A 20025-nucleotide genomic window follows, 5' to 3' on the forward strand; every position below is an offset into this window, starting at 1 on the left:
ATGATTACAGCAACGAGCATGATGTACATCTATACAGAAACGCCCTTGCATGCCGGCGTGGGTAGTGGCCTGAGCAGTGTCGAGCTACCAATTCAGCGCGAGCGCCATACCCAGTATCCCATGATCCAGGGCAGCAGCATCAAAGGGAAACTGCGCGCTCTGATCGCCGATCAGTGTGGCAGCAACTCCGACAGACGGGTCAAGGCGCTCTTTGGTCACGAGCGTGAAACTCAAGAGACAGACCAGCTTCACGCTGGGGCCTTGATTGTCGGCGATGCCCGCATCCTGCTCTTCCCTGTGCGCTCCCTCCAGGGAGTTTTCGCCTACACCACGTCTTTCGACGTCCTGGAACGCTTCAGAAAGGATCTCATCCACGTCCACCAGGAGCAGACTTTTCCGCAGTTGCCGTCGACCCGACTGAAGAATGGCCAGGCGCTTGTGACTGAGCAATCAGAGGTGATCACCTCTCAAAGCGGCCCCGGCTTGCTGCTGGAAGAGTTTAGCTTCGAGGTGAGCAGGAGCCAACAGGTGACCAGCGTAGCGCACTGGCTGGCAGAGCACGCCCTCCCCTTTGATGGCTATTGGGCAGACAAACTGCAACATTCGCTGGTCGTCCTCGCCGACGACGATTTCCGCGACTTCGTGCTCTATTCAACCGAGGTGATCACCCGCATTGCCATCGATCAGGAGAAGAAAACGGTCAAAGAGGGCGCCCTCTGGACAGAGGAACATCTGCCGACAGACACCCTGCTCTACGCTCCTATCTACGCGACCAACGAGCGACGTCCCAGCGAGCAGGGCCAAGTGCCGCGCCAGGGCCTGGAACTGCTCCAAGAGGCCCAGGCCCTCAGCCAGCAGGCTGGGGCCGGCCCCTACCTGCAGCTCGGCGGCGACGAGACCGTAGGGCGCGGCTTCGTCAAGGTGCGCTGGAGTCCCCCCGTCCCGCTCACTGGCTCCGCTACCGGTAGGCCCTAAGCTATCGTCCTTCTTCTTAGTTAGAAGAAAGATAATAAAAGATAATAAATAGAATAGGTGAATACTATGATAGAAGAGAAACAACCAGCACGACGCCTGTTAGAACAAGAGCGCGGCAAGTTCGCCTGGAACTGTATTCAAGAGATAAAGAAGCTACCCTCAGCAGAATTGCAGGCCGAATATCGCACACGGGCCTTGACCTTTAACCAGATGGTGCAGATCAACGGCCTGGGGGCCACCCTCGGCTTTCTGAAGGCCAAAGCAACAAAGGAGCAGAAGGGGGGACAGGAGCAGCAAGTACTAAGCGCCTACGGCTATCTACTGCAGCATCTGACCAACTGGATGCACCAGCGTGGTTTTGTCGCTAACGAAGACCAGAAATTTGATGCCCTGTTGAGCTGGGTACTGGAGGAGGCCGATCGAGAGGAGTACCGCCGGGCGACCACTGAATGTCTGGCCTTCGGCGACTGGCTCCGTCGTTTCGCCGAAGCCGAGCTCTCCAAAGAGGATAGCCAACAGGCTACCGGGCCAGGACAGCAAGGAGGGAGAGAGTAAGAACATGAGTGGAATGGAGCATAGTCATCCAGGGCAAAGGTCCCCCGGAAGACCGCCGCAGTCCCCAGGTGGCCCCAGTGGAAAGAAGAGGGCTACCGCAGAGAGCCACCTATCACCCTATCTTCTGCCCCAGGAGGCAGCCAGCCTGGTCCAGCAGGCCCTTGGCTCATCCAAAGTCTGCCCCAACCTGGGGCTGCAACTCCACCGCTACATTCCCAGCGCGGTTCTTCAGCTCTCGCCAGACTCCGATAGCAAAGCGTCCCCGGCGGCGCGCCAGCAGTGGTTGCAGGCCCTGGCCCAAGGCTACCAACCCGACCAGGCCCTCGCCACAGGTGCGTACCAGCGCTGGCAGGCGTTCACCCGCGCTCTGAACGCCCTTCATTTCGAGGCCGAGATCGACTGGCGCATGGTTGTCGGTTTGGGCGGTAACTCTGTCCTGGAGACCGACCTGACGCTGCACCGCAACTACAGCCTGCCAATCGTTCCCGGCAGTGCCCTTAAAGGTCTGACGCGCAACTACGCCGCTCAAGAGGACTGGGAGGTCACCATCCCCGATGAGCAAGGCCAGCCTCGGCAGAGAAAGAAAGCGGAAGCTGACCTGAACCGCCTTTTCGGCACCCTCGATCAGGCCGGCAGCGTCATCTTTTTCGATGCCATGCCACTCAAAGGAGAGGCCAGGCTGGAGCTGGATGTCATGACGCCCCACTATCCCGACTATTATCAGGGGGGCAAACCTCCCAGCAACGATCAACAGCCCGTACCGATCACCTTCCTCACCGTGGCCAAGACTACCTTTGCCTTCGCCATCGCTCCACGTACTCCCACACCTGGCGACCGCGCCGATACTGCCCTCGCTCTGGCCCTGCTCAAGCAGGCCCTGGCTGACTACGGTATCGGCGGCAAGACCAGCGCCGGCTACGGCTACTTCCACCAGGTAACCAACATGCCGCCCCCTAACGGCGCCGACCCCGCTGACCCCCAGGAAGAGAAAGGCGAGGGTCTGGAGGAAGCGCGGGCCAAAGCCAGGGAACTGGCAGCCCTCACCCCTGAGCAGCTTCAACGGAAAGGAGGCCAGGAGCTTCTGGGCGCCCTGGCTCAAATGCCCTCGCCCGCAGCACAACGCCTGCTGGCCCGAGAGATCGAGAAGATCCACCGCCAGAAAGGGGTCGATCTACAAAAGAAATCCGCACTTTTCAACTATATCAAACAATTGCTACAATAGGAGAATACTAACCGATGAGCGCCACCATGACCAGGAGTCAGATGGTGAGCTGGCTCTGCATCTATCCCTTGCGCTCCATTGTCGATGGCCAGCTAGTTCACGAGGACGACAGGCAATGGTCACTACCGCCTGATGCCGTTCTCAGATTGAGCATTTCAAAGCGCCGCGGAGTCTCAATATAGCTCAGCTCAATGCCCCTGGCCGGTCCAGCCAGCCTCGGCCAGGGGCGCGCCCCAAGCTAGCAGGGCTTTCTGTCCGCCTCGACTCTATAACAAGAGGAAATACACTGAGACGGAAAAAGCAGCAAGCAGCCGTGAAAAGAAAGCCAGAAAACCGTATACACATCTTGCAAACAGATTAGCTTTCTTATTTACTCACTCCCTCATTACCCCCCCCTCCTCCCCTTGTCCTGGCCTGTCACATACTGTAGAATGGCTCTTGTTAGTGGGTAGAGTGAGCCATGCTTTCAAATGGAGGTATAGTTTATGAGCACCAGCAGCACCCGACACGGCTCTCCTCACTTCCCCACAGTGAGTGGCAGTATAGCCCCATCCACGCAGCAGGACATGGATGAGGCCGTGCAGGCGCTGCAGGCCCACAAAGACCACTGGGTCGCAGTGCCGGTGCGCGAGCGCATTGCCATCTTAGAGCAGCTCCTCAGCAACTTCGTGGCCATTGCCCCGCGTTGGGTTGAGGCCAGCCTCAAAGCCAAAGGTCTCGCCGCCGACGAGCCAGCGGCCAGCGAAGAGTGGGGAGCGGGCGTCTTACCAGTCATCAACAACCTGCGCCAGCTTCGGCAGTCGTTGCTCGACATCGAGCGCTACGGCCATCCCCGGATTCCCGGCCCGGTGCTGACCATGCCCAACGGCCAGGTGGCCGCGCGCGTCTTTCCGCAGAGCGTCTACGACCGCCTCTTTTTTATGGGCCTCACCGCAGAGATCTGGATGGAACCGGGGGTGAGCATCAGTGAGCTGCCGCACACCCAGGCTCTCATCTACCAGGACCACCAACACAGCGGCAAAGTGGCGCTTGTACTGGGCGCCGGCAACGTCGCCAGCATTGGGCCGATGGATATCCTCTACAAACTCTTCGTCGAAGATCAGGTTGTCCTGTTTAAAGCCAATCCGGTAAACGCCTATCTTGGTCCCTTGCTGAGCGAGGCTTTTCAACCGCTGATCGATAGAGGCTTCTTGCGTCTGATCTATGGAGGCGCCGAAGAAGGGGCCTACCTTTGCCAGCATCCAGGCGTCGAGGAGATTCACATCACTGGCTCTGACAAAACCTACGAGGCCATCGTCTTCGGCCCCGGCCCCGAGGGGGCTCGACGCAAAGCGGCTCGCCAACCCCTGATCAACAAGCGTGTCACTGGCGAGCTTGGCAATGTCAGCCCGCTTATCATCGTTCCCGGCCCCTGGACAGCGCGCGATCTTGCCTATCAGGCCGCCCACATTGTCAGCTCTCTCACCAACAACGCCGGCTTCAACTGCAACGCCACACGCGTACTGATTCAGCATGCCGGCTGGGAGCAGCGGCCTGAGCTGCTCAATGCCATCCGGCGTGTCTTGCAGACCGTTCCTCCACGCTTAGCCTACTACCCCGGCGCCAGCGAGCGCCAGCGCGCCTTCGTCACCGAACATCCCGAGGCCGAGTTGTATGGACAGGGCAGCGATGGGCGACTCCCCTGGACCCTCATCACCGGACTCGATCCCGAGCGCGAGGGCGATATCTGCTATACCACCGAGGCTTTCTGCGGCCTCTTCGCCGAGACCGCTCTCGCTGCCGAAAGCATTGCCGAGTATATCGATCGCGCCGTGGCTTTCGCCAATGAACGGCTCTGGGGCACGCTCAACGCCACCCTGATCGTCCATCCCGAGTCGCTGAAGATTCCCGCCATCGCCCACGCCGTCGAGCGCGCCGTCGCTAACCTGCGCTATGGAACTATCGGCGTCAACTACTGGGCCGGCATCGGCTTCGCCCTGGCCGCCACTACTTGGGGAGCTTTCCCCGGCCACGACAGCTACGATATCCAGTCCGGCATCGGCGTGGTCCACAATACGCTGATGTTCTCCCGCGCGCAGAAATCTGTGCTGCGCGGCCCCTTCCGTAGCACACCTACCCCGCTTTGGTTCGTGACCGAGGGACGCAAGGCACTGAAGACCTTTCCGAAATTGATCGAGTTTCTGGCCGCACCTTCACCGACGAAGCTCCCGGCCATCATGCTCGCAGCCACCGTCGGCTGAGTCATCAGAAGGCGACGGCTCCTCACCGCGCTCGCTGTGCTCGGCCAGATCAGGTCAGGCTCAGCGAGCATGTCGGGCGCGAGCTGTCGCTCTCGGCAGCGCTGCCCTTCGTACTCGACGAGCTGGTTCGTCTTCTATCTACCATACTTACTGTCAGTGTCCAGAGGAGGTTAATGCCTGTTTTCTGACCAGCAGTGTCACCTTTTTCCTTGGACATGACGTATCAGGAAGAGGATGACCGTTCCACCTTGGTCAATCAAGCAGGCTCTCAGGGAAGAGAGATCTTACTGTCTGAGATGTGCCAACAACAAAAAATTCATGAAGAGGAGGTCTTTGCATGAGTAAGGCAGCAATACTAGTGGCGCTCGCCTCGGCTCTGGAACAAAAGGACTACCAGCAAGCCGCCGCCTACCTCGCTGACCACTTCGTGTATTACGGGACTGGCACGCAGCATCTCAGCAAGCCTCAATTTCTGGAGCTGCTGCAGACGCTTCAGAGCGCTCTTCCCACCCTACGCTTCCACCTGCAACATTTGTGTGAGGCGGAGAACCGCGTGACCGCCCACCTTCAGCTCGCGAGCCTGCCCGTTCGGCCCTTCGCTACCGAAGGCAGCCTGAGTCTCATAGCCGGGGCAGGTCGCGGCAAAGCGAACGATCCGCTGGAGGCCGGACTGGAGTGCACCTTTGAGGGAACTTTCATCACCAGTCTTCGAGTCAAAGCCCCACCCCAGCAGAGAGCCGAGGAGGATACGCTGCGCGCGCTAGGAGTCGCGCTTCGCCAGAGCTAAGGGGATGCGTTGCAGGACGGTGCTGGCAACGAGAGCCACACCAGGCCACGCCAGCGGAGGAAACTGGGGCCACAGCAGTGCCGGAGCTTCCTCCGCCCCATCCAGGCCAGCCTGGCCTCGCAGCTCTGTACCTTTCTTCCCCCCTCGGTCGCCCTCCCCCTTCTCACTCGCGAGACTCAGGCGATCTCTGCCGCCACAACCCCGCTCATCGTGCCAATGAGCAGGGTACGTCCCACCAGTGTCGGTGTGGCAAAACGCGAGGTTGGCTCAATCGCGAGACGAGCACGGACCGCCCCCGTCTGGCGATTGAGAGCGTAGAGCGCCCCCGTGCGATCGACAACGTACACGGTATTTCCGCCCACGATAGGTGAGCCGTTGATGTTTGCTGGCGCCTGCCAGCCGCGGATCAGGCGCGGGCCACTGGCAATGGTTACCTGGAGCACGCCAAGTGAGCAGGGGATATAAATGACATTGTCGACGCGCGCCGCTCCGCCATAGGCATCACAGAGCTGCTGCTCCTGGAGCTGCCCCCCTACGCCACCCAGAGCACTGGCCCGCAGCAGATAGGCAATTCCCGATTTACCGGCGATGAAGAGCAGGCCGTTGGGCAGCAGGACCGGCCCTAAGGAGCTGAGGTCGAGATCGGCGGCGTTATCGCTGGCCCACTGTGTAGGAGCAAAGCCATCCTCAAGCTGGAGGGTGGGGGAGAGACGTAACACCGAGTCGCTATGATCCCAGGCGCCCGAGGTGACAGCGCCATTGCCTACCGAGACATAGAGGTCACCGGCGTCATCAACCGCCGGTCCAGCAGGGGCCCAGATCCCTCCTTCGCGGGGCGTGGGTACGGTAAAGGTCAGCATGGGTGCCTGCGGGTTGGTGGTAGGCACGGCGACCACACGTCCACGGTAATCGCCACAGTCACCGTAGAGTCCTCCATAGGCAACATAGATGCGCCCATTGGCCAGGGCCAGAGCAGCCCGCTGCTGGTGAACACGCGGATCGGCTCCCGGAGGATCAATGCTGCGGCTGAATTTGAGGGCTCCGCTGTCGGCATCCACGCCGACGAGCAGATGTCGCGGCCCACTCACTTCAGCTACGGCAAAGATCAGGTTGGTGGCAGGATCATAGACCGGCGTGCCAGTGATGCCCAGGGGATCAATGTTCCCGCAAGGAAGGGTCGCGAGCGGTACGGGCGTTCCAACGTTGGTATGCCAGATCACACCTCCCTTGTTCAGGTCAAGGGCGTAGAGCGAGTCGCCTTCGGTCGCCACGATGACCCGCCCATGCACAACGAGAGGTTCGGCATAGACAGCTCCGTCTAGATGGGTAGTCCATAGCGAGACCAGGCGCGTTGGATCAGGCACGCCGGCTATGTAGCCGCTGCGGGTGTTGTCTCGATGGTAGGTGGTCCAGTCTGTGCCTCCCCCAGTCGCCGTCGGTACGGTGGCCGTCACACCAGTAGTCGGCGTGGAAAGGGAAATAGAGGAGGCAGTCGGCGTGGCTACGCCACTCGCTGGATTCCCTCCACAGGCGACAAGCAGAGCAAGGAGCAACACGCACAGCGCCAATCCCCTACGCCTCCATAACCAGCACCAGTACGCCTTGACTCGGCTGCTCCAGGTCCTTTCTTTCATGGATCGACAAGGATCTCTTCTTGCTACCCAAGATCCTCTTTCTCGATTTGCCAGTGTCGTTCTGAACATGAGCCTTTCTCCTCAGCGAGGGAGTTCAATCATGAAGCATTTCCTCTTCAAAGCTGTTCAAATTGCATTAATACCAAATTTTAGAGTATTAAACTCTCCGTTGAGGAACTTGACATAACAACACATTCAATCTGTCTACCAGGCAGAGCTGGTACTTTCGCGCAGGTAGGTAGAAGCTACCCTTGACGCAGGCAAGCAAATATGCTACCATGCATAACGTATCGCAGTGCGATAGGTTGCGCGATACAGTATCACACGGCGGAATACCTGGAGTGACAGGACCTCGTCGTTCCTCTCCATCTGTATCACGCGCGGGAGTTGGCCCTTTAACGGTGCCTGGCATGGCCCCGGGCCAGGGTGCGCAACCTGGCTCGCCAGGCAATAGACCGGTAGAGGGTCGTTTTTTAACCGCTCGCGCGTGGCGCGTCGCGACACTGGCCCTTCTCAATCAGCTTGCAGCACGTCGTTTCTTCTTCAACCCCACTCCATCGCCGTCGGTGGCGATGGCAGCAAGCGTCAGACAGAAAGGACAAAGCAGTCATGAGCAACCTCGGCTTTGAGAACACCGACACCATCCTGATGGAGGAGCGGCTCTTTCCCCCATCCCCCGAAGTCGTTGAGCGGGCCAACATCATGGCCTACATGAAGTCCAAGGGCTTCGACAACTACGAGAACTTCTATCGCTGGTCGCTGGAGCATCGCGAGGAATTCTGGAACGACATGGCGCGCGAACTGCACTGGTTCCAGCCCTGGCATACAACTTTCCAGTGGACAGAGAAGCCCTTCTTCCAGTGGTTCGTTGGCGGCAAGTTCAATATCGTCTACAACTGCCTTGACCGCCATATGCAAACCGCTACGCGCCAGAAGGTAGCCTACTACTGGGAGGCCGATGATGGCTCCAGCCGCACGCTGACGTATGAGGATCTGTACGTGCTGACCAATCGCCTGGCCAAGGCCCTCCAGAACCTCGGTGTCAAGAAAGGCGACCGCGTTGCTATTTACATGCCTGTCACTCCCGAGCTGGTCGCCGCTATGCTGGCCACTACCCGCCTGGGCGCTATTCATACGGTGGTCTTCGGCGGGTTCGCCGCGAGCGCTCTGGAGGAACGCATCAACGATGCTCGTGCAAAGGTGCTCATCACCGTCGACACGGCCCATCGCGGGGGAAAGCTGATTGAGTACAAGAAGATCTGTGATGAGGCGCTTGCCAATACTCCCACGATCGAGAAGGTGATCGTCTTCAAGCGCGAGGGCACCGAGGTTCCGATGCAGGCCGGACGCGATCTCTTCGCCGACGAGCTGCTCCAGGATATCCCCAACGATACGGTGGTGCCATGCGAGGAGATGGATAGCGAGGATCTCCTCTACATTCTCTACACCAGTGGCAGCACTGGTAAGCCGAAGGGGGTGGTTCATGTCCACGGCGGCTACGCTGTCGGCGTCTATGCCACGACAAAGTTTGTCTTCGATATCAAGCCCGACGACATCTATTGGTGTACCGCCGACATCGGCTGGGTCACCGGCCACAGCTACATCGTTTACGGCCCCTTGCTGAATGGCGCCACCGGCGTCCTCTTCGAGAGCACCCCACAGTATCCCGCCCCCGATCGCTACTGGAGCGTGGTCGAGAAGTATAAGGTAACCATCATCTACACTTCGCCCACAGCGATCCGTGGCCTGATGCGCTTCGGCGAGGAGTGGCCGGCCAAGCATGACCTGTCCAGCCTGCGCATCCTGGGCACAGTCGGCGAGCCGATCAATCCCGAGGCCTGGATGTGGTATCGCCACAACATCGGGCGCGATGCGCTGCCAGTCATGGATACCTGGTGGCAGACGGAGACTGGGGCCATCTTGATCAGCCCGACAGTGATCCTGCCGTTGAAGCCGGGCAGCGCCACCCGTCCGCTGCCGACCATCGACGCAGCGGTGGTCGATAAGGACGGCAATCCTGTCGAGACGGGCAAGGGCGGTTTCCTGATCATCCGCCATCCCTGGCCGTCGATGATGCGCACGATCTACGGCGATCCGGCCCGCTATCGCACCTACTGGGAGACAATCCCCGATGTCTACTTCGCGGGCGATGCGGCCACGATCGACGAGATCGGCTACTTCCGCATCCAGGGCCGCGTCGACGATGTGATCAAGGTGGCTGGCCATCGCCTGGGTTCAATGGAGATCGAGTCAAGCCTGGTGAGCCATCCGGCTGTGGCCGAGGCCGCCGCGATCGGCAAGCCCGATCCAGTCAAGGGCGAGCATATTAAGGTCTTTGTGATCCTGAAGGCTGGCAATGAGCCGTCGGAGGCGATGGTTCAGGAACTGAAGCAGCACGTCCGCACGAACGTCGGCCCCATCGCCACACCGGATGAGATCGAGTTTGTGACCGCGCTGCCGAAGACCCGCTCCGGCAAGATTATGCGCCGCGTCCTGCGCGCCCGCGAGCTGGGCCAGCCGCTGGGCGATGTGACGACGCTGGAGGCCTAGCTTCCCCATTCCGCCTGTACATCTGCTGACAACCCATGCCGCAAGTAAGAGCGACCGGGTAGAGTCATTCCCCTACCCGGTCGCTCCTTTTGTTTTTGTCTGCAATGGTGAGCCTGCTTAATCTGCACCCGGGAGTTCGGGAACACCCAGCCCCGGCGCTCCCAGCTCAGAGGTAGTGGCTTCGGGATAGTAACGTTGCAAGAGTTCCAGGCCAATACTGGCCCGCCGCACACGCTCGCGTGAGAGGGCGACGACGGTGGCTTCCAGATGACTGCCGCTGGGGTAGACATCAGGGGCGTTGCGCAGGCCAAATTTGAGGTAGACCGGGGCGGCAACACGCACCAGCTCAGCGATTTCATAGTGACGCACGAAGCCACCGAAGTCGTCGGGAGCTTCGACGTAGACATCAAGTGGCATGTCGGTCGCTTGCCTAATGGCCGCCAGCTGCGCCAGCGAGAGATCGGTGGGGGTATTCAGGGTGCTGCCCCCAAGCTGCTCCATGACACGCGCTGCCGCCGGGTTGGCGGTGCCGATCTGGACGGAGAGCTTGAAGACGAAGTTCGACGGTAGCGTACCCGCTTTCTTCATTTCACTGGCAACCCACAGGAGTCCCTCGTCGGCCACCAGTACCGAGCGAATGCCCAATTGAGCGGCGCGACGGATATCCTCCAGGGCATAGAGGAGCTGATCCATACCGCGCTGCCTGGCTCCCAGGTTGCGCCCTGAGCGGCTCCAGAACTGGGCGCCTGTATCCCAGCCGGCACGCGGACCGACAAAGAGGCTGACTTCAATACCCATCTCGTGCCCCAGACGAGCCATCGCTTGAATCTCATCGCGGCGCAGCAACATGATGCCGCTGCCCTGAGAGACGCGATGGACACGTACACCATATTCACGCGCCGCTTCACGTACGGCTTCCAGGGCTGCCGGCCCCTCTACACTGGGAATCTCGACGCGATACTGGGCTCCATCGGGGAAACGCTTGGGAGAGGTGGGCAGATCGTGCGCGTCACCCGGCGGCAAACCCAGCCGCCGCAGGAAGGCGCGCGTCTCCTGCATCAGCTCATCCATTGTTTTGCGCTCCTGTCCTCATTACTTGCGCTGCATCACATGAGATCGCTTGTTTATTTATTTGCTTACTATACGCGGCTCTACTGTCCCAGCCTATTCGGACATGCTGCGTACGGGGAGACCCTCCCAGGCACGGCGCAGCTCGCCACCAGGATCATCTTCGACGCGACAATGCAGATCAAAGATCATGGTGGCCCGCCTCTCGTATGTATAGGGCGGCCAGTCCGGCAGATCGGGAGCCGCAGGTACACCGTTGCGAGCGAAGGCCAGCCAGGCGCCACTCATCCTGGCGGCCAGCTCCCGTAGCTCCGGCGTGAGACCAGCAGTGGCCCCCAGGAAGCGCCGCGCCGGCTCCAGGTTGTCGAAGACAAAGGGGATCTCCAGGGCGTGGCAGGATTTGAGTCTGCCGTCGAGAATCGGCGTCTCCCAGGTGAAGAGATACATATAAACGGGGGCTCCTCCCTGGAGGGCTTTGCGCTCGGCCTGGCGAATGGAATTGATACGCATCATGGCATCGCTCACCAGGGCCGCATAGCGCTCCGCCGGCGTCCGGTCGGGATAGGCACGTGCATAAGCCGTCAGCAAGCGCTCAGCAGCATCGTTCGCTCTGAGCAGGGCCTGGGTCCGCTTACGTAGACCCTCCTCGTCAAGTGTGCTGAGCTGCGGATCGCTCAGCAGGAAGAGGGTGGCTTCATCTTTGTTGGTGCCAATGATAAGCGGGACCTGCGCGGAGATGGCCGGTGCCTGGGGATCAAAAGGATGCTGCGGAAGAATCTGGCCATCGACGACTGGTCCCCAGGGACCAAGAGCATTGGGGTTGACGGCGTCGTTGGCTTCGATGATGCGCTGCGTTGGGATCTCGTGCAACTGCTCCCTATTGGCTCGCGAGATGCCCAGGGCGTGAAGCAGGCGTTCGGCGCGTTCGCTGGCCTTTTCGCGCGTGGCCATGCGCAGGGCAGGCCCGCTTTGGACAATGGCGCGCCGAAAGAGGCCGGCGGCGGAGGGCATAGCCATCAAGACGCTAACCTTGGCACCGCCGCCCGACTCACCGAAGATGGTGACGTTTTGGGGATCTCCACCAAAGGCTTCGATGTTGTCACGCACCCACTCTAGAGCTGCGACGAGATCGAGCATGCCTACGTTGCCGGACTCGGCATAGTCGTCGCCGAAGAGGTCGGCCAGGTGCAGGTAGCCAAACGGCCCTAGACGGTGATTGACAGTGACGACAACGACGTCGCCACGCCGCGCAAGATTGGTGCCGCGATAGAAGGCTGCCGAGCCAGAACCCATGCTGAAGCCACCACCATGACACCAGAAGAGGACGGGACGCCTGCGTCCATCGGCGATCGCCGGTGTCCAGACGTTGAGGAAGAGGCAGTCCTCGCTTTCTTCTTCGCGCCCTGCCTCGCCAATGATGGCCCGGAGACGCTTCATCCCTTCGGGCGGCTGCGGACAGGCCGGACCATACTTGAGGGCATCGCGGACTCCAGCCCAGGGTTCCGGCTTCGTCGGCGGGCGGAAGCGGTTGCCTCCTCCCGTCGGCCCACCATAGGGAATGCCCTTGAAGGTTGCGATATCGTGGATGGTGGTCCCTCTGACTTTGCCGGCAGAGGTTTCGACGATGAGATCAGCCATCGCTTAATTGCTTCCTTTCGTTCGATATCGTGCTCTACCGATCTGCCTCTTTTCTCCCTTCCTTATGTTCCGGGAGGAACCAGACTGGCTCTCCTCATGCCTCTTTCTACCGACGGACCGACCATATCGCTAGCGGCCCCAGAGCAGGACAGGAGCCGGGCCGCAAGCGACCGAGGCCGTGTGCTCGTTTGAGGGGGCTGACTGGGTAAGAGGTAGTGGGGACGAATGCATTGAGTAGCGGCACTTGTCTGATGTACCATTAGAACATGCCGACCTCTCATCTTCTGGCACCTGTCAGGCGGTGGCCCTGCCACAGCAACTATACGTTACGTGGCCATTGAACGTCAAGCCGCGTCAAGAAATGGAGGAAGGTCATGGAGATTGTACCTGGCATTTATCGCCAGGAAGCCTACATCGGCAAGAAGCTGATGGCCCATCACTTGATCGTTGGCGAGCGCTCGCTGCTGGTCGATGCGGGCACGCCCGAGCTGGCGCGTGAGGTGCTGATCCCCTGGCTCGCGGAACAGTTGGGCGACCCCGCCCACCTGGATATGATTCTGGTGACGCATGGCGATGTCGACCACTTCGGCGGCCTGGAGACGCTGCGCGCTGCCTGCCCGCGAGCGTTGACGCTGGTGCCGGCTCTTGATCGGCGCTGGATCGAGGACGCAGAGGCGATCTTCCGCGAGCGTTACGACGCCTATCATGCCGATCATGGCCTGACCTATGTCCCGGAGATGACCCAGATGCTGCGCTCCTGGCAAGGGAATCCGATCCCGACAGCGCTCGGCCTGACCGGCGGCGAGGATATCCGTTGCGGGCCGGAGCTGGTGCTCCAGGTGCTCCACGTGCCCGGCCATACGCCAGGCCACCTGATGCTGTGGGAACCCCGCCGGCGCGTAGCGATTATCGGCGATGCTCTCAACGGCGCTACCCAGATCGATCGCGATGGCGCTCCGACGGCTCCTCCTCCCTATACCGACCGCGATATCTATCTCACCTCGATCCAGACAATCGCTTCGCTGCAGCCAGCGATCCTGCTCACCGGCCATTTCCCCATCATGCGCGGTCAGGAGGTGACCACCTTCCTACAGGCCAGCCGCGATTTCGTCTTGCGCACCGATGCTGTGCTTGCCCGCCTGCTGGCCGAGGCCACAGAGCCGTTGACGCTCGTCCGTTTGATTGAGCTGACCGATCCTTTGCTCGGCCCCTTCGGCTTCCCCCCCGATCTGGAGTATGCACTGGAGGCGCATATGCGCTGGCTGGAGCGCTACGGGCGTGTGCGCCGCCTTCAGCGTGAAGGGATTGTAGCCTGGGAGGCCGTCCGAGGCTGAGTTTCAGGTTTTGGCCTTGTTTTTCGTCGGGTCTACTTCCCTTGCCGCTTGACAGAGAGTCCAGAGAGAGCGAGGCAGTCACCCCGATGGGGACTCATCAGAGAGGGCAAGGGCGAGCCTGGTCCAGGTTCACCAACTGAGTCCACCAGTCGGCCTGTGTTATTGACTCGCAGGCAGCCAAGGACAACGAGGTCACAGTCCAAACTCCCCGCCAGGGGAAAGGAAGAGGAGCGAAGCTATGGGAATGCTTTCCGGTCGCCTGGCGTTAGTCACCGGTGCCGGCATGGGCATCGGCCAGGGCATTGCCGTCGAGCTGGCGCGCCAGGGCGCTAGCGTTGGTATTCACTATGCGCACAGCGAAGAGGGCGCCCGCGAAACGCTGGCACGCATTGAAGCTCTGGGTGGCAAAGCGGTCGCCGTCAAGGGCAATCTGGCCCACGTGGCCGAGTGCCGTCGCGTCGTCGACGAGGTTGCTGAGGCCCTGAGCGGCCTGGATATCCTGGTCAATAATGCCGGGGTCACCCGCGCCGATGATTTTCTCAAAATCAGTGAAGAGACCTACAATGAAGTCTTCGACCTCAATATGCGCGGCTATTTCTTCTGCGCTCAGCAGGCCGTCCCCTATATGCTAAAGCGCGGCGGCGGCTCGATCGTTAATATTACCTCGATTCATGGCTACGCCGGCTTCCCGCGCCACTCAGCCTACGCTGCCACCAAGGGGGCCATCATAGCCTTCACACGCGAGCTGGCTATCGAGCTGGCCCCGCAGCGCATCCGCGTCAACGCCGTCGGTCCCGGCATTATCGAGGTACCGCGCTATTTCGCCATTCCAGGCTACACCCGCGAGTTGGGCAATACCCTCGTGCCCTGGGGACGCGTCGGTCACCCCGAAGATATCGGACCGGCGGTCGCTTTTCTCGTCTCAGATGCCGCCGATTTCATTACGGGCCAGGTGCTCTTTGTCGATGGCGGCACCACTGCCCGCATGGGTCTGTGGTGGGATCAGGGAGATACCCCTCAGTAGCTAGGCTTGCAGCGCTGGCACCTCGTGCAACGCGGCCCCAGGTGCCAGCGCTGGAGAGTAGCAAGCAAGGAGTCGGGATACCTTTCCAGCTCCACTCGTCTCTTCCCGGCCAGTCTCTTCGCCTTGTCTGCCTCTGGTCTCGCTGGTCATCAGCAATGTGATCAAACACGCTCGCAACGCTCTTCAAGGACAGGCAGACCCATGCTCCTGCACCTGAACGCGAGATTGATGGGATGGCATTTTTACAAAAAGTGACCTATAGTTCATAGATGGGGGGGAGAAAGAGAGCCAGCGCACCTTGCTGACCCGTTCAGTGCAACAGTAGTCTGGCACCTCTACCCCAGCATGACCGTGACCTACCTACTGATCATCACAGGATAGCAGGAGAGACAGGAGAGCATGACCCGTAACAACACAGGGCCGCTGCCAGCCACCCAGCTGGAGCAGCGGCAGACTGCGACTGAGACGGCAGCAACCGCAGCACGCGCCATTGATGCTCAAGCTGCCACCATTATCGGCTGGATTCTACAGGGCGGCGTCCTGGTAAGCGCCGCCATTATTTTGATCGGTGTCGCTTGGCTCTTCCTGCAGCCTGGCGGCCCAGGGACGACGAGTGTAGCCCGGTTTCCTCACACGCTTCCCGATCTGCTGGCTGGTTTACTCCAATGGCAAGCCCCTGCGCTCATTGTGCTTGGCCTGGTGGTGCTGATCGCTACTCCAGTGCTGCGCGTCGCTACCTCGATCGTCGCTTTCGCTTTAGAGCGCGACGCCCGCTATGTACTGATTACGCTGGCCGTCCTCCTGATTTTGCTCTATAGCCTCTTCTTCGGCGACCGGGGCACCAGCAGCGCCCATCTCAGTGGCCTGGCCCACTTCCAGTTTTCCGCCCTCGTCTTCGCTCTGATTTTCTGCGGCTCGGTGGTTGCCGGTCTTCTCGGCTCCCTGATCGGCCTGGGCGGCGGCGTCTTGATCGTGCCCTTGCTGACGCTGGCTTTCGGGTTGCCAATCAGCTTCGCTATCGGTGCCAGCATCATCTCGGTGATCGCCACCTCCAGCGGCGCGGCAGCAGCTTACGTGCGCGACCGCATCACGAATATGCGTGTAGGCATGTTCTTGGAGTTGGCCACCACCACCGGAGCCATCAGCGGCGCTTTCCTGGCCGGACTGCTCGCTCCAGGCGTCCTGGGGATTATCTTCGGCATCATTCTGTTGCTATCGGCCTTGCCCACACTCTTCAAAATAGGCGAAGAGCTGCCCTCTGGCGTGCAGAACGATTGGCTGGCAGCCCACCTGAATCTGGCAAGTAGCTATCCCGATGAGCATCTCGGGCGTGAGGTAAGCTATCAGGTAACGCGTACTCCCCTGGGCCTGTTCCTCATGTTCCTGGCTGGGGTCATCTCGGGCCTGCTGGGCATTGGCAGCGGCGCTTTTAAGGTGCTGGCGATGGATGTGGTAATGCGCCTGCCCCTGAAGGTCTCGACGACAACGAGCAACTTTATGATCGGCGTGACAGCTGCGGCCAGCGCTGGCATCTACTTCGCCCGAGGCGATATTCCCCCCCTGGTGGCCGCTCCGGTCGCGCTGGGGATTCTCCTCGGAGCCTTGATCGGCTCCCGCTTGCTCTCGCGCTTGAGCAACCGCGTTATCCGCCTGGTCTTTCTACCAGTGATTGTGGCGACCGCGGTGGAGATGATTCTCCACGGTCTGGGAATCGGAGGCATCTAACCACAATCGCACTGGTCCACCACCGCGCAGATGCGGCAGTCAGGATCTCAGCTCAGCCCGGGCCGAGCGCCTCGCCTGAGCTGAGCCTTTGATTCTTAGCCAGGTCCACTGATGGGCTGATTGGGGGTTAGCAGGGTTGCCTCTAACTGTAGCATGTGAATGCCGGTACGTGCACCTCCTCCAGACCATGCCAGCAACGCGATCTCCGCCCGCAGATTTGCTGAGCTTCCACTGCTGGTAGCGCAAGCAATGGTCTTGCAGTCTCCCTATGCTGTATGCTGTTTACAAGCAATGAGGACTGAGGAAAGGTTACTGTGCAGGTTTCTTCCAGACCTCCGACAAGCCAGCGCCGCAGCAGACAGAGCCTTGCGGGCCTGGCCCCACTTGGAGCCTCTTGCCTCTGGGGAGGCATGTACGTTGTGAGTCGCGCTAGTTTTGGCGCTATTCCTCCCGTCACGTTAGGGCTGTTGCGCCTTTTGTTGGGAGGTGCTGCTCTCTGGCTGGTACTGCGTCTGAGCGGTCCTCGGGAACCTCTCCCTCGTGAGGAAGGCTGGCGCCTGCCCTTGCTTGGCTTGTGCATCACCGCTACTATCACTACGCAGTTCATTGGGACCGATTTGGCCAGCGCCCATGATGGAGCGCTGCTGACCACGATCACGCCGCTTTTCATCGTACCTCTGGCCTGGCTCCTGCTTGGCGAGCGCCCACGCTGGCGCGTTGTCGCCGGTACCTTGCTGGCGTTGGCTGGCGTGGTGATCATCGTCGGCAGTGAGCAGGGGAGCAGCTTGAGTGCGCAGGCCGGGTCGCTGCTCATTGGTGATGGGCTGCTGATTATCTCGGCCTTCTTCTGGGCCTTGTTCACTGTGCTCGGGACGCCGCTGGTACGCAAGCACTCAGCCCTGGCGGTTACGACTTATGGGACGCTCTGGAGCCTGGTCTTTTTTGCTCCTCTGGCCCTCTGGGAGCTGGCTCAGCGCCCTGCTCTTTCTCTCTCGCCCACCTCGCTGGCGAGCGTACTTTACCTGGGACTAGGCGCAACGGCCCTCGCCTGGTTTCTCTGGTACCGCGGCGTGGAGCGGTTGCCTGCCGGGGTGGCAGCAATTTTCTTCTTTGCCCAGCCACTGGTCGGTGGCTTGCTGAGTGCACTCTTGCTGCAGGAAGCCCTGGGACCAGGCTTCTGGCTCGGGGGCCTGGTGCTGGCATTGGGGATCATACTGGCTTCGCTCTGAGCCAGATCGGCCTGACAGTCGCTTCCAGCAAGGAGCCAGGCCATCCCCTCTCTAACAAGCAGCTAGCTCCCTCGACAGACAGTCGTTCCACATTCACAACTTCGCACGAGAGGGGGAGCGCCTGCCTATGGACCTAGATAGGTGCTCCCCCTGGCCTCTCTTGCTCTGCTGTGCTGCTGCCAGTTTAGGAATACATCGCCATATATAAAAATAGAGAGCAAGCAGAACTAATTGGCCTGACCTCCCTGCCGTGCATTGAGCAAAGTGGTGATTTGGGCCAATGCCTCCATAATACGCGCCTCTAAGGCCGCCATATCTTCTTTGGTGACCATCTTCTCTTCGATCGAGACGACACGTTCCTCCAACGCCTCCAGCCGCCCTTCAACCTTCTCCATGCGCCCTTCCAGACGCTCCACGCGCCCTTCCAGACGTTCCATGCGCCCTTCTAACGCCTCCAGTCGCCCCTCAACCTTCTCCATGCGCCCTTCCAACGCCTCCAGCCGCCCCTCAACCTTCTCCACGCGCCCTTCCAGACGTTCCATGCGCCCTTCCAACGCCTCCAGTCGCCCCTCAACCTTCTCCATGCGCCCTTCCAGCCCTACCATGCGCCCTTCCAGACCTGCCATGCGGTTCTCCAGGCTACCAGTGCGCATCTCTAGCAGAGTCGTTCGCTCCTGCACAACGCGCACCTCATCGCGGGTCGCCACCACTAGCGCCTCCAGGTGCTGAAACCGGGCCTCGCTCTGGCGCTCGCTGCGTAGCTGATACTCGGCCAGCTGTCGAAAACTCACCTGCATATCGGCAGCCAGCCCTCTGACATCCGCACTAAGCACAGCAATGGCATGCTCCTGGGCACGGACGCGATCGGCCAGCCAGGACCGCTCTAGCGACATCCTCCGTTTAGCTCCCTTCTCTCAAAATAGATGGCCTGGTCACTACGCTGGTCCTGCTCAATACTACCAGAACCATGAGAAGAGGATAACAGATCCAGACACCAAAAGCAAGTTCTCCAAAAGGATATCTTCATATTTCTTTTCGAGATACACAAGAAAGAGTGTACCAAATCTCACTGTAGCTTGCTTGCTTCTATTACAAGCAAGCAAGGTAGTTGAATACGGCAGGGGACAGGGAAGCAAGCAGACAGCTGGGAGCGCCGAGGCTAAGCAAGAATGACCTCGATCCCCAGCTCGCGCAGACGAGTCAGCGTCTCGCTATCCAGCCCACTATCCGTGATAATGGTATCGATAGCCTGCAGAGGAGCCACCGTTGTCAGCATCACCTTACCGAACTTGCTATGATCGGCCACCACAATGCGCCTCCGCGCTCGCTCAATCATTGCCTGCTTCGTGCCGGCCTCCTCAAAATTGAACTCAGTCAGCCCATGTTCGATCGTAATCCCACCGACAGCGATAAAAGCCTTATCCACCTGAAAACTGCGTAGCGTTCGCTCAGCCAGATGGCCCACCAGCGACAGCTCGCTCGGGCGCAGCTTTCCCCCCACGACGATCACCTGAATCGCAGACTGATTCGCCAGTTCCAAAGCGGCCCGCAGATTCGTCACCAGCACTGTCAGATTGCGCTTCCCTTTGAGCGCCCGCGCGATCTCCAACGTTGTCGTCCCTACATCAAGGAGCAGACTCTCCCCATCGTTGACCAGCTCCACCGCCCGCGCCGCAATGCGCCGCTTCTCTTCCGCATGCTCGGCCTCACGTGCACTAAACGGCGGTTCATAGCTGGCCCCGCGCAAGCTGATAGCCCCCCCATGTACTCGCCTGATCAAGCCCTGCTCTTCCAGCTCCTGTAAATCTCTGACCACCGTAATGCTAGAGACGGTAAAGCGCCGCGCCAGATCGCGCACCGAGACAATCCCACTGGACTCAATAATTTCAAATATCTTCCTTCGCCGTTCTTGAGCAATGATCTTGTTTTCCCTCTTCATTCAGTACGCACTCCCTGAGTTTGCTCGCCACCGCCCACGCGCCGACTGGGCAGGCTGACAGGCTAGGCCAGGCCACATGCCCGCCCCCTGTCTACACCTGATCTC

At 60.2% G+C, this 20025-nt stretch carries 15 protein-coding genes and 1 pseudogene; 11 read left to right on the forward strand and 5 right to left on the reverse strand.

Features of this window, described 5'->3' with window-relative positions; translation table 11 throughout:
• From cmr4 to KTAU_RS08565, 5 genes are all read left to right on the forward strand, one after another.
• Complete coding sequence (cmr4, locus tag KTAU_RS08545; RefSeq protein WP_151727984.1) at positions 1–975, forward strand: type III-B CRISPR module RAMP protein Cmr4; 975 nt, start codon at positions 1–3, stop codon at positions 973–975.
• A 66-nt stretch (positions 976–1041) separates the two neighbouring features.
• Entirely contained in the window at positions 1042–1530 is a 489-nt protein-coding gene (cmr5, locus tag KTAU_RS08550; protein ID WP_151727985.1) for a type III-B CRISPR module-associated protein Cmr5, read from the forward strand.
• Positions 1531–1534: 4 nt separating this feature from the next.
• Positions 1535–2752, forward strand: coding sequence for a type III-B CRISPR module RAMP protein Cmr6 (cmr6, locus tag KTAU_RS08555; RefSeq protein ID WP_151727986.1), 1218 nt, complete (start codon positions 1535–1537; stop codon positions 2750–2752).
• A 485-nt stretch (positions 2753–3237) separates the two neighbouring features.
• Complete coding sequence (locus tag KTAU_RS08560; protein ID WP_151727987.1) at positions 3238–4992, forward strand: aldehyde dehydrogenase family protein; 1755 nt, start codon at positions 3238–3240, stop codon at positions 4990–4992.
• 337 nt (positions 4993–5329) lie between these two features.
• Positions 5330–5779, forward strand: a complete 450-nt coding sequence (locus tag KTAU_RS08565) for a nuclear transport factor 2 family protein (RefSeq protein WP_151727988.1) — start codon at positions 5330–5332, stop codon at positions 5777–5779.
• 176 nt (positions 5780–5955) lie between these two features.
• Here KTAU_RS08565 and KTAU_RS08570 read toward each other — a convergent pair whose 3' ends face one another.
• Positions 5956–7335: an outer membrane protein assembly factor BamB family protein gene (locus KTAU_RS08570; protein ID WP_170293160.1), complete on the reverse strand. Its 1380-nt coding sequence runs from the start codon at positions 7333–7335 to the stop codon at positions 5956–5958.
• 687 nt (positions 7336–8022) lie between these two features.
• On the opposite strand from KTAU_RS08570, the gene acs reads away from it, so the two are divergent.
• Positions 8023–9963, forward strand: a complete 1941-nt coding sequence (gene acs / locus KTAU_RS08575) for an acetate--CoA ligase (protein WP_151727990.1) — start codon at positions 8023–8025, stop codon at positions 9961–9963.
• A 117-nt stretch (positions 9964–10080) separates the two neighbouring features.
• Here the strand turns inward: acs and KTAU_RS08580 are convergent, their stop codons facing one another.
• Together KTAU_RS08580 and KTAU_RS08585 are read right to left on the reverse strand one after the other, a co-directional pair.
• Positions 10081–11022, reverse strand: coding sequence for a U32 family peptidase (locus tag KTAU_RS08580; protein ID WP_151728218.1), 942 nt, complete (start codon positions 11020–11022; stop codon positions 10081–10083).
• 105 nt (positions 11023–11127) lie between these two features.
• The gene (locus KTAU_RS08585; protein WP_151727991.1) at positions 11128–12669 is read right to left on the reverse strand and encodes a carboxylesterase/lipase family protein; all 1542 of its coding nucleotides are present in this window, start codon (positions 12667–12669) and stop codon (positions 11128–11130) included.
• Between the two features lie 374 nt (positions 12670–13043).
• On the opposite strand from KTAU_RS08585, the gene KTAU_RS08590 reads away from it, so the two are divergent.
• The 5 genes and pseudogenes from KTAU_RS08590 to KTAU_RS08605 all read left to right on the forward strand — a co-directional run bounded on the left by KTAU_RS08590 (position 13044) and on the right by KTAU_RS08605 (position 17981).
• Positions 13044–14003 (forward strand): MBL fold metallo-hydrolase, encoded by a 960-nt coding sequence (locus KTAU_RS08590; RefSeq protein WP_151727992.1) that lies wholly within the window; start codon positions 13044–13046, stop codon positions 14001–14003.
• Positions 14004–14241: 238 nt separating this feature from the next.
• The gene (locus KTAU_RS08595; RefSeq protein WP_151727993.1) at positions 14242–15027 is read left to right on the forward strand and encodes an SDR family NAD(P)-dependent oxidoreductase; all 786 of its coding nucleotides are present in this window, start codon (positions 14242–14244) and stop codon (positions 15025–15027) included.
• A gap of 399 nt (positions 15028–15426) precedes the next feature.
• A pseudogene (locus tag KTAU_RS22340) lies at positions 15427–15840 on the forward strand (DUF1634 domain-containing protein); the annotation flags it as partial.
• Between the two features lie 87 nt (positions 15841–15927).
• Complete coding sequence (locus KTAU_RS22345; RefSeq protein ID WP_353739819.1) at positions 15928–16752, forward strand: sulfite exporter TauE/SafE family protein; 825 nt, start codon at positions 15928–15930, stop codon at positions 16750–16752.
• 314 nt (positions 16753–17066) lie between these two features.
• A complete protein-coding gene (locus KTAU_RS08605; RefSeq protein ID WP_228026367.1) occupies positions 17067–17981 on the forward strand; it encodes a DMT family transporter in 915 nt (304 codons plus the stop codon).
• Positions 17982–18208: 227 nt separating this feature from the next.
• On the opposite strand, the gene KTAU_RS21535 is transcribed toward KTAU_RS08605, so the two are convergent.
• Positions 18209–18874, reverse strand: a complete 666-nt coding sequence (locus tag KTAU_RS21535) for a hypothetical protein (protein ID WP_170293162.1) — start codon at positions 18872–18874, stop codon at positions 18209–18211.
• Positions 18875–19140: 266 nt separating this feature from the next.
• On the reverse strand, positions 19141–19920 hold the full coding sequence (locus tag KTAU_RS08615) for a DeoR/GlpR family DNA-binding transcription regulator (RefSeq protein WP_151727997.1): 780 nt from the start codon (positions 19918–19920) through the stop codon (positions 19141–19143).
• Positions 19921–20025: the final 105 nt, after the last annotated feature.

Origin of the sequence: Thermogemmatispora aurantia (assembly GCF_008974285.1) — a bacterium.
GTDB lineage: Bacteria > Chloroflexota > Ktedonobacteria > Ktedonobacterales > Ktedonobacteraceae > Thermogemmatispora > Thermogemmatispora aurantia.